Genomic DNA, 15,048 nt, shown 5'->3' with positions numbered 1-15,048 from the left:
GACGAGGTATGATTTATTATCTTAAAAAATATTGACTCAATATCAGGTTTGTATAGCGTTACTCCGCTGGAAATCTATAAGTGCAAAAAAAAGAAACTGGCTATCCAGCTTCTCTTACTTCTTATGATTTAGCTTGTTCTTTTCTTTCTCTTTCTTCTTTTAAAATTGCTTTGCGAGAAAGGTTTACACGTCCCTGGTGATCAACTTCTTTAACTTTCACCATTATTTCATCACCAATTGCTACAACATCTTCCACTTTGTTCGTACGTTCTTCAGCAAGCTCGGAAATGTGAACAAGGCCATCTTTACCTTTAAATAATTCAACAAAGGCGCCGAATTTCTCAATTCGTTTTACTTTTCCTAAATACATTTGACCAACTTCAACTTCTCTTACAAGATCTTCAATAATCTTTTTGGCTTTATCATTCATTGCTGAATCTGTTGATGAAATGAATACACTTCCATCCTGCTCAATATCAATTTTAACTCCTGTTTCGTCAATGATTTGATTAATCTGTTTACCGCTTGGTCCAATGACAGCACGTATTTTATCAGGATTAATCTTCATTGTTAAAATTTTCGGAGCGTATGCGGAAAGCTCTGTTTTAGGTTCTTTAATTGTAGCAAGCATGGAATCAAGAATCTGCATACGACCTGTCTTAGCCTGGCTTAAAGCTTCTTCTAAAATTTGCTGTGAAAGTCCATCAATTTTTATATCCATTTGTAATGCAGTAACACCCTCTGCTGTTCCCGCTACCTTAAAGTCCATATCACCAAGTGCGTCTTCCATTCCTTGAATATCGGTTAGAATTGTATAATCATCTCCGGATTTAACCAGACCCATTGCAATACCTGCAACCGGAGCTTTAATAGGTACACCTGCAGCCATCATCGCCAGAGTACTTGCACAGATACTTGCCTGTGAAGTGGATCCGTTTGATTCCAATACTTCCGAAACAAGGCGTATCGTATAAGGAAATACTTTTTCAGATGGAATAACTTTTTCAAGTGCACGTTCTCCTAGTGCTCCATGTCCGATCTCGCGGCGTCCAGGGCCTCTAATTGGTCCCGTCTCACCAACACTATATTGTGGGAAGTTATAATGATGCATAAATCGTTTTGATTCTTCCAGGTCTAAACCATCCAAAATCTGCACATCACCTAGTGCTCCAAGTGTACATATACTAAGTGCCTGGGTTTGTCCACGTGTAAACAGCCCTGAACCATGAGTTCTTGGAAGTACATTGATTCGGGAAGATAATGGACGGATTTCTTCAGGCTTACGACCATCCGGGCGCACCTTTTCTTTTGTGATAAGACGACGCACTTCTTCTTTAACCATTTTATCCAGTACAGATTTCACTTGTTTGATAACTTCAGGTTCTTCTTCCACATAACCTTCTAGTACTTCATCTTTTACATTACTGATTGCTTCTTCTCTTGCATGCTTTTCTGTTACCTGAATTGCAGCAATTAGTTTTTCTTTTGCATCTGCTTCAATTTTTTGGGTTAATTCATCTTCCGGCTCAAATAATTTAACTGGTGACTTGTCAATTCCTGTCGCTTGTATAATTTCTTCTTGAAAAGCTACCAGCCGTTTAATTTCTTCATGGCCAAACATAATAGCTTCAAGCATCACGTCTTCAGGTACCTCATCTGCTTCAGCCTCAACCATGTTTATAGCATCCTTCGTACCTGCTACAGTTAGTTCCATATCGCTTTTTTCTTCCTGAGCAATTGTAGGATTAATTACGAACTCCCCATCTACTCGTCCAACATTAACACCTGCAATCGGTTCAGCAAATGGAATATTTGAAATGCTAAGTGCAATGGAGGAACCAATCATTGCCGCAATCTCTGATGGACAATCCTGATCAACACTCATTACCGTACTAATTACCTGTACTTCATTTCTAAAACCATCCGGGAATAAAGGACGGATAGGCCGGTCAATTAATCGTGAGGATAAAATAGCTTTTTCGCTGGGTCTTCCTTCACGTTTAATGAATCCTCCAGGTATTTTTCCAACGGCATATAAACGTTCTTCATAGTTCACAGTCAATGGAAAAAATGGTAAATCCTTTGGTTCTTTAGATGCTGTAGCTACTGATAATACAGATGTATCACCATAATGTATCATACATGCGCCATTTGCCTGCTTTGCTAATTCTCCTATTTCAACAGTAAACTTTCTACCAGAGATTTCTGTAGAGAATATTTGTTTTTCTTCTGACATTTTATATAGTACTCCTTTCAATAGAACATTCTATCCTTCATTTTATAGTTTATAAGCACGAATGTAAATTTTATGTAGTAAAAAATTCCCTTAAGTATAAAAAAAGCAGGATTTCTCCTGCTTTTTGAATAATTATCGGCGTAGGCCAAGTTTTTTAATTAATTCACGATAGCGGGTAACGTCTTTATTACGTAGGTAGTTAAGTAAATTACGGCGTTTACCAACCATTTTCAAAAGACCGCGACGTGAATGGTGGTCTTTTTTATGAACACGTAAATGTTCATTTAAAGTTGTGATCTCTTCAGTAAGTACAGCAATCTGTACTTCTGGAGAACCAGTGTCAGTTTCATGAACTTTGTATTCACTAATAATTTCATTCTTACGTACTTGTGTGATAGCCATCTGGCTCACCTCCTATTATTATGTCATAGCCCCAGTCCCCTAGCAAGCGTCGGAGTTACGATTTGCCAAGCGATGGTTTTACGTTATTTATCGTACATCTTTTTCGCGAAAAATGCAAGTAAAATCCGGGTTTATCTACATTAAAAACTAATTCAGAAAATAATCACGAATCTTTCTTTCGTCATCAGCAATTTTTTTAATGAGAGCTTCGGCACTATCGAACTTCGCTTCCTCGCGAATATATTTATGCCATTCAATGATAAGTTCTTCGCCATATAAATCATTATTATAATCAAAAATATTTACTTCTACAGATAAATCTTTTCGATCCGCTGTAAAGGTAGGATTTGTGCCGATATTAGCCATACCCTCATAAATTTCATTTTTATAATGTACTTTTACTGCGTATATTCCAGATTTAGGAAGTAACACATCAGGGTTTACTTGCAAATTTGCTGTTGGGTAACCAAGTTCTCTGCCCCGCTGGGCGCCTTTAATAACTATACCATCAAGTGTAAAAGTTCTTCCCAGCAGTACATTGGCCTCTTCTATTTTGCCTGTTTTAAACAGCTCTCTTATTTTCGTGGAACTGATTTTCTCCTTATCCAGTGTCACCTTATCGATTGCAGTATGTGTAAATAAACCATTTGCATGATCTTCTATCGTGCTCATATTTCCTTTTCCTTTATGCCCATAGGAATAATCAAACCCTGCAACCAAATGCTTCATATTTAATCCTATAATAAAATGATTAATAAATTCCTGTGGAGATAATAAGGATAATTCTTTATTAAATTTTATAATATACAAACGGTCAACATTTAATTTCTGCAGTATTTCTTTCTTTTCACGCATTGGTGTAATATATTTCACATGACGCGTGTCTTTTTTTAAAACAACGGAAGGATGGGGATGAAATGTAATAACCGCACTTTCCATATTTTCATTTATCGCCTTATTGACAGCAGCCCCGATTACTTCCTGATGACCTTTATGTATTCCATCAAAAAACCCGATTGCACATGCTGTCTCAGGTAATTCCTCCACATTCAATGTATGGGGGTATGTTAGCTCAATCGTTCTCAAATTCATTCACCTACACTTTTTTGTCCAGCTCCGACTTCTGAAGGGAAGCAGCTTATATTAATTATTAAACACACGAACAGGTTTAATTTGATCCGGTTTTTCCGGATGTATTTGATAAATTGCCAATAATTGCTGTTCGTGCATCATAATAAATGGATCTGTTAATATTCTTTGTTCAGGCTTTGGAAGCTTTTGGCCATTAAGCACTCTTTTTTTTGTTTCGTCATCAACAAGGTATTTATCTAAATGGTCCAAACCTGACAAAATTGACAGTAGCAGCTGATCCTGTTGATTTAATTTTACTTTCTCTTCTATAGTAGCAAAAGTTACCGTATTTTGCTGTTTAAATGCAGCAGTTTCTGTACGGATTAAATGAGACATATGTGCGGGGTAGCCTAACTGGTTTCCAATATCAACACATAGTGTACGGATATATGTACCTTTGGAGCAAATAATTTTCATACGAAAAGAATTCTTTTCCTCCTTATCTGTCGGCAATTTTTCTATGTGATGTATGACTACTTTTCTGGTCGGCCGTTCCACATGTTCATTTGCTCTTGCATATTCATACAGTTTTTTTCCGTTTACTTTGACAGCAGAATACATTGGCGGTATTTGAGTAATTGTCCCATTAAAAGATGTTAGCACCTCTTCAATTTCCTCATCTGTTGGGGGATAAACTACTTCCTTCTCTTCAATCACTTTTCCTTGGCTGTCTTCTGTATCTGTAGCCTTTCCAAGCATAACTTCTGCAATATAAGTTTTCTTTGTATCTGTTAAAAAAGGAACAATTTTGGTAGCCTGTCCAATACAAATTGGGAGTACTCCTTCCACTTCCGGGTCAAGCGTGCCTGTGTGTCCTACTTTTTTTGTTTTAAAAAGCTTGCGGATTATCATCACACAATCATGCGAAGTCATTCCTTTTGGCTTCCATAATGGTAAAATACCATTCATATTCTCTGCCTCCATCATGTATCTGTAGTACATGGAAAAAATCTGACTTGCTACATTAACAAGTCAGATCACTATTTTCCTATTAATCATTTAAATCACGTAAAATTGTATCTATACGATTACCATATTCAAATGCTTCATCGAATTCAAAGGTTAATTCAGGTGTCTTTCGCAATCGAATCCTTGAGCCAATTTCTGAGCGGATAAATCCTTTTGCTTTTGAAAGCCCTAAAAGGGTATCCTTTTTTTCCTGCTCATCACCTAAAACAGATATAAACACTTTAGCCTGCTGCAGGTCACCTGTAACTTCTACATCTGTAACTGTAACAAAACCCACTCTAGGATCTTTAAGTTTACGGGTAAGGATTTCACCCAATTCTTTCTTCATTTGTTCTGCTACTCTATTTGCACGTAATTCAGCCAATTTTTTCACCTCGTTTGTGGAAGCTTTTTATCTTTTAAAATCTCAGCTTATAAACGATCTACATTTGTTATTGTACGTTCCAGTTCCGGATATCCATCAATTATTCGCAGAACTTCCTGTATTACCTGTTCTGCATGATCTCGCATCGTTGAAATCGTAACAATCCCTATTTTGGTACGTTGCCATAAGTCATGAAAATCCAATTCCGTAATTGCTATATTAAAATCTTTTTTTAACTTAGCAAATAAACGTTTGATTACAGACCTTTTCTGCTTTAGTGAATGTCCATCATAAAACATACATTCTACTTCTGCATAGATAATCATTTACGCTCAATTTCCTCCATCACATATGCCTCAATTATGTCGCCTTCTTTAATATCATTGAAGTTTTTAATGGTAATCCCACATTCATAGTTCTGGGCTACTTCTTTTGCATCATCTTTAAATCGTTTTAATGCATCAATTTCTCCCTCGAATATAACGATACCGTCACGAATAAGTCTGATTCCGGCATCCCTTGTGATTTTGCCATCTGTAACATAACTGCCTGCAATTGTTCCAATTTTAGATACTTTAAATATTTCCCGAACTTCTGCTTGGCCGATAACTTTCTCTTCATATTCTGGGTCAAGCATGCCTTTCATTGCAGCTTCAATTTCTTCAATTGCTTTATAAATAACGCGGTGCAGACGGACATCTACTTTTTCGGATTCTGCAGCTTTTTTAGCATTAACGTCCGGACGAACATTAAAGCCGATTACTATTGCATTCGAGGCAGAGGCTAGAATAATATCTGATTCTGTAATGGCACCAACTCCAGTATGAATGATTTTGATATTCACACCTTCTACCTCGATTTTCCGAAGTGAACTTGCCAGTGCTTCAGCAGAACCCTGTACATCCGCTTTAAGAACAATATTAATTTCTTTCATTTCCCCCTGTTTGATTTTTTCAAACAAGTCATCCAGGCTAACCTTGGACTGTTCGCTGCGATTTTCAACTATAAAGTTCTGGTGACGGGCTTCTCCAATTTGACGGGCTTTTTTCTCATCAGCAAATACCAGGAATTGATCTCCTGCCTGTGGAACCTCATTTAAACCGGTTATTTCTACAGGAGTAGATGGTCCTGCTTCATTAACACGCTGACCAATATCACTAACCATAGCACGGACACGTCCATAGGTATTTCCAATTACAAGCGTATTCCCAACACGCAATGTCCCATTTTGTACAAGTAATGTTGCTACAGATCCTCTTCCTTTATCAAGCTGGGCATCAATTACCGTACCAAAAGCATTTGCCTTGGGATTAGCTTTTAATTCTTCAACTTCTGCAACTAAAAGTATCATCTCCAATAGATCGTCAATGCCTTCACGTTTTATTGCTGATAGGTTAACGAAAATTGTGTTTCCGCCCCAGTCTTCAGGAATAAGTTCATATTCTGTTAATTCCTGCATTACTCGATCCGGATTGGCCGCTTCCTTATCCATTTTGTTTACTGCTACAATAATAGGTACTTCTGCAGCTTTCGCATGATTAATAGCTTCAACAGTTTGAGGCATAACCCCATCATCGGCAGCTACAACCAGTATTGCAACATCGGTAACTTGAGCTCCTCTGGAACGCATGCTTGTAAAAGCAGCATGTCCTGGTGTATCAAGGAATGTAATTTTTTTACCTTCACTCTCTACTTGATATGCACCAATATGCTGGGTAATTCCACCTGCTTCTCCAGCCGTTACTTTTGTATGGCGAACCGAATCCAGAAGTGTTGTTTTACCGTGGTCAACGTGACCCATAATCGTAACTACAGCAGGTCTTTCAATTAGGTCAGCTTCATTTTCTTCACTGATGTATTTATCAAGGTCTGTATCTTCTAGTATAATCTCTTTTTCAACCTCTACTTCAAATTCTCCACATATTAACTCTATTGCATCATCATCAAGATCCTGGTTTTTTGTTGCCATTACACCAAGGAACATAAGCTTTTTAATTATTTCTGCTGATTCTTTATTAAGTTTCTCTGCAAGTTCACTTACAGTAAGGGTACCATTGTACTTAATATGTTTAGGTGTTTCTTTTATGATTGGTTTTTGATTAGTCACTTGTTTATTGTTTCCTTTTCCTTTTTTGCCCTTAGGTTTCCTGTTTTGGAAATTATTATTTCTGTTTGCTGGTTTATTATGAGCATTATTATTTTTATTTTGCGGCTTATTTTGCTGCCCTTGTTTATTTGGACTGTTTTTGGGCTTTTCTTTATTCTCTTGTTTATTATCATTTTTATTCACTGACTGCTTTACTTGGTTGGATGGAGTCTTTGTTTTTTGCTGCTGATTTTGATTTGTAGTTGATTTAGAATTAAATTTTCCATCCAATTTTGTTTTTGTATCAGCAGAAATAGTTGACATGTGATTTGTTACTTCAACCTTTATTTCTTTTAAATAATTTAATACATCTTTACTTGACGTATTATTTTGTTTTGCATATTCATATACACGCATTTTACTCATACGTTCACCCCCGAATTTAATTACCCGAGTAACGATTTAATCTTAGTAGCAAACCCTGCATCTAAAATAGCAATAGCTACCCTATGGGATTTTCCAATAGCATGTGATAATGTTTCCCGATCATCTACTATTTCAATTGGTACTTCATAGAATTTACATTTATCTGTTAGTTTCTTCCTGGTTTGTGGCCCTATATCACTGGCCAGTAATACTAATTTTGCCTTATTTTGCTGAATATCTTTCACAATTGTTTCTTCACCTAACGAGCACTTTCTAGCTCTGTAGGCAAGCCCAATCATATTCAAATAATTATTTTTCATTTTTTGTACCATCTACCAGTTGTTTTAACTCTTCATAAACAGCTGGGTCTACCTCTGCATTTAATTGTCTGCTTAACACATTTGCCTTTTTAGCTTTTTCGATAACACCCAAATCACGTGATAAATACGCCCCCCGACCATTTTTCTTTCCCGTCGGATCAACAAAAACCTGTCCTTCTTTATTACGGACTACACGGATTAACTCTTTTTTTGGTTTTAATTCATTCGTTATAATACATTTTCGTTCAGGAACTTTCCTTTTTTGAACCATCATGGATCCTCCTTATTCAAACAAATCTTCAACATCATTGTCAGAATAAGTATCTTCTTCCGTAAGAAGACCTTGTTCTCTTGCTTCCGATTCACTTTTGATATCAATTTTCCAGCCAGTTAATTTAGCGGCAAGTCTTGCGTTTTGCCCCCGTTTTCCAATAGCCAGTGATAATTGATAGTCGGGAACGATAACCGTGGTAGCTTTTTCTTCTTCTTTAACTAAGACATCAACTACTTTTGAAGGGCTGAGTGCATTTGAAACATACACAACGGGATCCTCTGACCACTCCACGACATCTATTTTTTCACCCTTAAGTTCATCAACAATTGTTTGAACACGCTGTCCTTTTTGTCCTACACATGAACCAACCGGATCGATATCAGGATCAGCAGCATAAACAGATACTTTTGACCGGTCTCCAGCTTCTCTTGCAACAGACTTAATTTCGACAATTCCATCATAAATCTCCGGAACTTCCATTTCAAACAGACGTTTCAGGAGTCCAGGATGAGATCTTGAAATATAAATTTGTGGTCCTTTGCTTGTATTTTCCACTTTCGTAATAAATACTTTCAATCGATCATGGACATGATATTCTTCTGTAGGCATTTGCTCAGGTTCTGCGAGTTTAGCTTCAATTTTACCAAGATTTACATAGACAAATCTTGGATCCTTACGCTGAATAATACCAGTCATTACATCCTCTTCACGGTCAGCATACTCACTAAAAATAACTCCGCGTTCTGCTTCCCTTACACGCTGTGTAACAACCTGTTTTGCCGCTTGAGCTGCGATACGGCCAAAGTCTTGCGGAGTAACTTCAACTTCAATAATGTCTTCCAGCTCATAATTCGGATCTATTTCCTTCGCTTCATCTACAGACAATTCCTGTTGTTTATCCTCAACTTCTTCTACAACCGTCTTCCTTGAGAAGACACCCATTTTACCTGTGTCCTCATTTAATTCCACCCGAACATTTGTTGCGGATTTGAAATTCTTTTTATACGCAGATATTAAGGCTGCTTCCAATGCTTCCATAAGAACATCTTTATTAATACCTTTTTCTTTTGCTAAATAATCAATCGCATCAAACAATTGACTGCTCACTTTCTTTTCCCCCTTTAGAACATTACAGCAAGTCTGGCTTTTGCTATCTTGTCATATGGAATTTCCACTTGTTTTTTTCGAGTTTTTATTTTGTATTCTATAGTAAGCATATTATTCGTAAATTCCTTTAAAATACCTTCATACTCTTTTTCACCATCAATTGGCTCATACAATTTTATATACATATTTTGGTTCAGATTTTTCTCGAAATCATTTTTCGTTTTTAAAGGACGTTCAACCCCCGGTGATGATACTTCCAGAAAATAAGCTTCTTTAACAGGATCCATTTCGTCAAGTTTTTCACTTAATTCTTCTGAAACTTCACCACATTCTGCAATGTCAATCCCACCATCTTTATCAATATAAACACGCAAGAACCAGTCTTTTCCTTCTTTTACATATTCAATATCAACTAATTCCAGGTCCTTATCCTCTAAAATAGGCTGTACTAATTCCTCAGTTGTTTTAATTACTTGGGAACTCAACATTCATCCTCCTTTATTCAGTTGTATTTGTTCCATTGACATCCTTATTATGAACAATCATACCGATTTTCATTTGAGTACTTCCTAAATCAATATAAAACCCCTGCCGGAAGACGTGGCAAGGGGAAGTTTAACTCATGAAGATTGAAGTATGAAGAAAGAGTGGGCATTCACCCACTCTTTTTACCGTCCGTATCAATTACTTACCAAGAAAATTATATCATAAGAGTGCTTATGACGCAAGACAGCTTAATTTAATAATAGTATATCCTTAAATCCTGTTTATTAAACATAACGCTGTATGCTTTTTTCATCAAGGATCTTTTTGTAAACTCTGGGACTGCACTTCGTTCGCCCCACAAAAATACTGTTGCTTTTATAACTTTCGTAGTTTCTATAGAAGACGACGTAACTGCTCCGTTGATTTCCGCTTCGGGCAGTCGCTTTCCGCGGGCACGGCTTCAGCCTCCTCGCGGAAAACCACCGCTGCGGGGTCTTCAGACTCGTGCTTTTCCCGCAGGAGTCGACTGCCCTACGCTCCAATCAACCATCATAAGAATGGGTAGCAATAGTTTAATTCAATCAATAATAATCACCTTTTGAAGTTGCAAAACACTCTCTCAGCGAAGGAAATACACGAAGACTCCTGCGGGAGCAGAGGCCTAGATGAGACCCCGCAGTGCGAAGCATGAGGAGGCTCATCAGCCGCCCGCGGAAAGCGTAGTGTATTTCCGTAGCGGTTGATGAAATTATCACTATTGATTTTACGTCGCAGTTTACATCAACTATGATGCAGAATAACACCAAATCTCTTCGGTGGGACGAGCAGTGCGCAGTCCCAATCTATGCAAAACAGCCTTCATTTAAAACAATGACAATTGATTTTTTTCTGCCATTCCTTCTAAACAGCCGTGATTATCAAGATACTCCAAAACTGTTTTCGAGATTCTGCTTCTCTCACGCAAATCTTCTTTTGATAGGAATTCACCTTCTTCACGCGCTTTAACAATATTTATCGCAGCATTCGTCCCAAGTCCATCAACTGCGTTAAATGGCGGTGTTAACGAGTTACCATCCACAATAAACTCAGAAGCGCTTGATTTATAAAGATCTACCTTATTAAAGGAAAAGCCTCTTTCACACATTTCCAGTGAGATTTCCAATACGGTTAACAAACTTTTTTCTTTTGGTGCTGCATCATTTCCCTTTACAGTAATACTTTCAATTCGTTGTTTAATAGCCTCTGAACCTTTGACCATTGTATCCAATTCAAAATCAGCAGCACGAACAGTAAAATAGGCTGCATAGAAAAATATCGGATGGTGCACTTTAAAATATGCAATCCGGACTGCCATTAAAACATATGCAGCAGCATGGGCTTTTGGAAACATATACTTAATTTTTTTACAGGATTCGATATACCAATTTGGAACATCATGTTTTTTCATTTCATGGATCCATTCATCCTTAAGTCCCTTACCTTTACGAACAAACTCCATGATATTAAATGCCAACGAGGCATCCAGGCCTTTATGCATTAAATAAACCATAATATCATCACGACAACCGATAACATCAGGAAGTTCGCATATTCCATCATTTATTAATTCCTGTGCATTTCCTAACCATACATCCGTACCATGTGATAGTCCGGAGATTATAACTAGTTCTGCAAAAGTACTCGGTTTTGTATCTTCAAGCATTTGTCTAACAAATTTTGTCCCAAATTCGGGTACGCCTAATGTTCCGGTTTTACAATTAATTTGTTCCGGAGTAACTCCAAGTGACTCCGGACCTGAAAATATTTTCATTACTTCCGGGTCGTCAACAGGTATTGTTTTCGGGTCAATTCCGCTTAAATCCTGAAGCATACGAATCACTGTTGGATCATCATGTCCAAGTATATCAAGCTTCAATAAATTAGCATCTATAGAATGAAAGTCAAAATGTGTTGTTTTCCATTCACTTTTCCGATCATCTGCTGGAAATTGTATTGGAGTGAAATCATAGATTTCCTTATCATCAGGTACAACAATAATTCCACCAGGATGCTGACCAGTTGTTCTTCTCACACCGGTACAGCCTTGTACTAAACGATCAACCTCAGCATTTTTATACACAAGCTGTTTATCTGATGCATATCCTTTAACATATCCGTATGCTGTTTTTTCCGCAATCGTACCAATTGTACCTGCACGGTATACATTATCTTCACCAAATAATTCTTTCGTATAGTTATGTGCTTTCGGCTGATAGTCCCCTGAGAAATTCAAATCAATATCGGGAACCTTATCCCCTTTAAAGCCCAGGAATGTCTCAAATGGAATATCCTGGCCATCTTTGGTTAATGGTATATCGCAATTGGAGCAATTTTTATCAGGTAAGTCAAAACCACTGCCTACTGTTCCATCTGTAATAAATTCATTATGATGACATTTTGGACAAACATAGTGTGGTGGCAGTGGATTTACCTCTGTAATTTCCGTCATTGTTGCAACTAAAGAAGAACCCACAGACCCACGAGAGCCAACTAAATATCCATCATCCAGTGATTTCTTTACCAGCTTATGTGAAATTAAGTAAATCACAGCAAATCCATGTCCAATGATACTGGCCAATTCTTTTTCCAAACGGTCAGTAACTATTTGAGGAACTTCCTCTCCATAAATTGCTTTCGCATGATTATAGCAAAGATCACGCATTTCCTGCTCTGCACCTTCGATTGTTGGTGTGAATAACCCATCTTTAACCGGAGAAACTTCCTCGATTGATTCAGCTAAAGCATTCGTATTTGTAACAACGATTTCCTTCGCTTTTTCTTCGCCTAAAAAGTTAAAACATTCCATCATTTCATCAGTTGTTCTAAACGGTGTATCAGGCAAAGTTTGACGACTTAAAGGGTTCCCGGCCTGTGAAGCAATAAGAATCTGTCGGTACAATTTATCATGATCATCGATATAATGTACATTTCCGGTCGCTACAACTTTTTTACCCATTCGTTCTCCAAGCTCTGTCAGCTTCGTAATAATATCTAATAATTGTGCTTCATTCTGGACAAGATCTTTTTCAATTAAATGTGCATAATTAGCTGGTGGCTGCACCTCTATATAATCATAAAATTCAGCAGCACTTTCAGCTTCCTCAGCTGATTTTTGCATCATTGTTTCAAAAACTTCCCCTTTATCACAGGCAGAACCGATTAGAATACCTTCCCGCATTTTTTGCATGAGAGAACGTGGAATTCGTGGAACCCGATAAAAATAATCAATATGTGCACGGGAAACCAGCTTATAAATATTTTTTAATCCTACCTCGTTTTTTGCAAGTAATATACAGTGGAAGGGACGTGAACGCTGGTAAGCATTTCCTTCACCCATATGATTATTCAAATGCTGGTGGTTGCTTATTTCTTTTTTCAAAAGTCCCTGTACTAATTTCCAAAGCAAGTATCCAGTAGCTTCAGCATCATAAATTGCACGGTGATGCTGGGTTAATTCAATATCTAAATGCTTACATAACGTATTTAAACGATGGTTTTTCAATTCCGGAATTAAAAATCTAGCAAGCTCTAATGTATCTATAACCGGATTTTTTACTTTCTCATAGTCTATTCTCTTAAATCCCTGATTTAGAAAGCCGATATCAAAACTTGCATTATGAGCTACTAGAATACTGTCATCCATCCATTCGTAAAAATCCTTTAGTACATCATTAATTTCCGGTGCATCCCTGACCATGTCATCCGTAATCCCTGTTAAATCGGTAGTTGTTTGTGATAATGGATGATGCGGGTTAGCAAAAGATTCGAAACGATCAACGACTTCACCCTGCTGAATTTTTACACCAGCAAGCTCTATTATCGTGTCATAGACTGCGGAAAGACCAGTTGTTTCCACGTCAAATACGACATAGGTTCCTGTTTCTAAATCGATATCATGTTCGTTGTACGCAATTGGAACACCATCATCCACGAGATTGGCTTCCACCCCATATAACACTTTAATACCATTTTTCTTCCCTGCCGCATGCGCATCTGGAAACCCTTGAACTCCTGCATGATCTGTTATCGCTACAGCTTTATGTCCCCATTTTGCCGCCTGTTGGACTAAGTTGGAAGGTGAAACGACTGCATCCATCTGACTCATCGTTGTATGGGCATGAAGTTCAACTCTTTTCTCGTCTTCAGGAGCTTTATCATTACGTGTCTCCACCTTAATTTCCTGGATGTCGTTAGCCATCATAGCCAATTCATTTGTATACATATCTGTTTGTATACTACCTCTTGCCTTGATCCACATTCCTTGTTTGGCAGATTTAAATTTCTCTGCATCTTCATCCCCTTTGGAGAACATCTTAATTTGCAGGGAATCAGAGTAGTCTGTAGCTTTAATAATCAGCAGACTTCTACCTGAGCGTAATTCACGAACGTCAACATTAAATACATATCCCTGAACGGTTACCCGTCGCTCTTCATCCTGAATTTCTTCCATAAGAATCGCTTCATCCTGAATTTTATACCCAAGCATTAAAGGTTTATTGCCATCTTGTATTTTTTCCTGATCCCGTTTTTCTTTTTCCTGGACGGTTTTTAACACGATTTCTTTGTCTTCCATAGCCTTTTGGTCTCTAAATTTCTGAATATCTGCATCATCGATTGTTTTCACTTCTATATCCAGAGAATATGACAGTGTACCTATTTTTCCACAGTAAACCTTAAAGCTTTCTTCCAGGCGTTTTTTTAATGCACTTGCTTCCGCTCCGTTCCTTGCAGTTAACATAATTTTATTATTGTTCACACGAGGAACTTGATTATGAACTAAATCTTTATATGCTGGTGACAAATTAGTTATCGAATTTATGAAGTTCTGCCAATATCCACTAATTGTCTTTTCGTCACACTCTTTTTCATCTGCTTGTAGGGTTAAATCCACATTCGCAACCTGCTGAAACGATTCTTTCAGCTTTACTGTCAGCAGCTGGTATATGTCAATTGGAAGAACCTTCTTTACACTGATATAAAAATGCCATGTTTTCGTTTGCTTATATACTTCCAGTTTTTCCAGGTAGCTTTCCTGAAAGTAGCTTTCAACGTATTCTTCAGGTATTTGCAGCTGTTTTAATAATAAATTCATTTTTTCTATTTTTGATATATCCAAAGGTACCCCTCCTAATACGCCTAACAATTTAGCTATAATAATGGAAACCCTTGTCACAGTTAAAAGACAAGGGTTTTTGTATCGTACTGAAA

Annotated in this window: 12 protein-coding genes; all 12 read right to left on the bottom strand. The window is 37.4% G+C overall.

The window, feature by feature from the left end:
• Nucleotides 1–121: 121 nt before the first annotated feature.
• Nucleotides 122–2,236: a polyribonucleotide nucleotidyltransferase gene (locus tag CIL05_RS09230; RefSeq protein ID WP_095655242.1), complete on the bottom strand. Its 2,115-nt coding sequence runs from the start codon at nucleotides 2,234–2,236 to the stop codon at nucleotides 122–124.
• Nucleotides 2,237–2,368: 132 nt separating this feature from the next.
• On the bottom strand, nucleotides 2,369–2,638 hold the full coding sequence (gene rpsO, locus CIL05_RS09225) for a 30S ribosomal protein S15 (RefSeq protein WP_095655241.1): 270 nt from the start codon (nucleotides 2,636–2,638) through the stop codon (nucleotides 2,369–2,371).
• A 147-nt stretch (nucleotides 2,639–2,785) separates the two neighbouring features.
• The gene (locus CIL05_RS09220) at nucleotides 2,786–3,724 is read right to left on the bottom strand and encodes a bifunctional riboflavin kinase/FAD synthetase (RefSeq protein WP_095655240.1); all 939 of its coding nucleotides are present in this window, start codon (nucleotides 3,722–3,724) and stop codon (nucleotides 2,786–2,788) included.
• Nucleotides 3,725–3,781: 57 nt separating this feature from the next.
• Nucleotides 3,782–4,678 carry a tRNA pseudouridine(55) synthase TruB gene (gene truB, locus CIL05_RS09215; protein ID WP_095655239.1) on the bottom strand — a complete coding sequence of 299 codons (897 nt, stop codon included), beginning with the start codon at nucleotides 4,676–4,678 and terminating at the stop codon, nucleotides 3,782–3,784.
• Nucleotides 4,679–4,760: 82 nt separating this feature from the next.
• The gene (gene rbfA, locus CIL05_RS09210) at nucleotides 4,761–5,102 is read right to left on the bottom strand and encodes a 30S ribosome-binding factor RbfA (RefSeq protein ID WP_095655238.1); all 342 of its coding nucleotides are present in this window, start codon (nucleotides 5,100–5,102) and stop codon (nucleotides 4,761–4,763) included.
• A 47-nt stretch (nucleotides 5,103–5,149) separates the two neighbouring features.
• Nucleotides 5,150–5,428: a DUF503 domain-containing protein gene (locus CIL05_RS09205; protein WP_095655237.1), complete on the bottom strand. Its 279-nt coding sequence runs from the start codon at nucleotides 5,426–5,428 to the stop codon at nucleotides 5,150–5,152.
• Nucleotides 5,425–7,614, bottom strand: a complete 2,190-nt coding sequence (infB, locus tag CIL05_RS09200; RefSeq protein ID WP_095655236.1) for a translation initiation factor IF-2 — start codon at nucleotides 7,612–7,614, stop codon at nucleotides 5,425–5,427. Before infB ends, CIL05_RS09205 begins: the two co-directional genes overlap by 4 nt.
• A gap of 20 nt (nucleotides 7,615–7,634) precedes the next feature.
• A complete protein-coding gene (locus tag CIL05_RS09195) occupies nucleotides 7,635–7,934 on the bottom strand; it encodes a YlxQ family RNA-binding protein (protein ID WP_095655235.1) in 300 nt (99 codons plus the stop codon).
• On the bottom strand, nucleotides 7,924–8,205 hold the full coding sequence (gene rnpM, locus CIL05_RS09190) for an RNase P modulator RnpM (protein WP_095655234.1): 282 nt from the start codon (nucleotides 8,203–8,205) through the stop codon (nucleotides 7,924–7,926). The genes CIL05_RS09195 and rnpM overlap by 11 nt, the downstream gene beginning before the upstream one ends.
• 12 nt (nucleotides 8,206–8,217) lie before the next feature.
• Nucleotides 8,218–9,315 carry a transcription termination factor NusA gene (gene nusA / locus CIL05_RS09185; protein WP_095655233.1) on the bottom strand — a complete coding sequence of 366 codons (1,098 nt, stop codon included), beginning with the start codon at nucleotides 9,313–9,315 and terminating at the stop codon, nucleotides 8,218–8,220.
• Between the two features lie 14 nt (nucleotides 9,316–9,329).
• Nucleotides 9,330–9,800 carry a ribosome maturation factor RimP gene (rimP, locus tag CIL05_RS09180; RefSeq protein ID WP_095655232.1) on the bottom strand — a complete coding sequence of 157 codons (471 nt, stop codon included), beginning with the start codon at nucleotides 9,798–9,800 and terminating at the stop codon, nucleotides 9,330–9,332.
• A gap of 863 nt (nucleotides 9,801–10,663) precedes the next feature.
• Nucleotides 10,664–14,956, bottom strand: a complete 4,293-nt coding sequence (locus tag CIL05_RS09175; protein ID WP_095655231.1) for a PolC-type DNA polymerase III — start codon at nucleotides 14,954–14,956, stop codon at nucleotides 10,664–10,666.
• Between the last annotated feature and the right edge of the window lie 92 nt (nucleotides 14,957–15,048).

The sequence above is a fragment of the Virgibacillus profundi genome (assembly GCF_002287375.1).
GTDB lineage: Bacteria > Bacillota > Bacilli > Bacillales > Amphibacillaceae > Virgibacillus_K > Virgibacillus_K profundi.
The sequence above is the reverse complement of the archived record's forward strand: the minus strand, read 5'-3'. Positions and strand labels throughout refer to the sequence as shown.

Bases quoted from the DNA above. Each gene is read 5' to 3' on its own strand.
- CIL05_RS09195 (WP_095655235.1), bottom strand. From the start codon at position 7,934: ATGAAAAATAATTATTTGAATATGATTGGGCTTGCCTACAGAGCTAGA.
- CIL05_RS09205 (WP_095655237.1), bottom strand. From the start codon at position 5,428: ATGATTATCTATGCAGAAGTAGAATGTATGTTTTATGATGGACATTCA.
- rnpM (WP_095655234.1), bottom strand. From the start codon at position 8,205: ATGGTTCAAAAAAGGAAAGTTCCTGAACGAAAATGTATTATAACGAAT.
- rpsO (WP_095655241.1), bottom strand. From the start codon at position 2,638: ATGGCTATCACACAAGTACGTAAGAATGAAATTATTAGTGAATACAAA.
- truB (WP_095655239.1), bottom strand. From the start codon at position 4,678: ATGAATGGTATTTTACCATTATGGAAGCCAAAAGGAATGACTTCGCAT.
- infB (WP_095655236.1), bottom strand. From the start codon at position 7,614: ATGAGTAAAATGCGTGTATATGAATATGCAAAACAAAATAATACGTCA.
- CIL05_RS09230 (WP_095655242.1), bottom strand. From the start codon at position 2,236: ATGTCAGAAGAAAAACAAATATTCTCTACAGAAATCTCTGGTAGAAAG.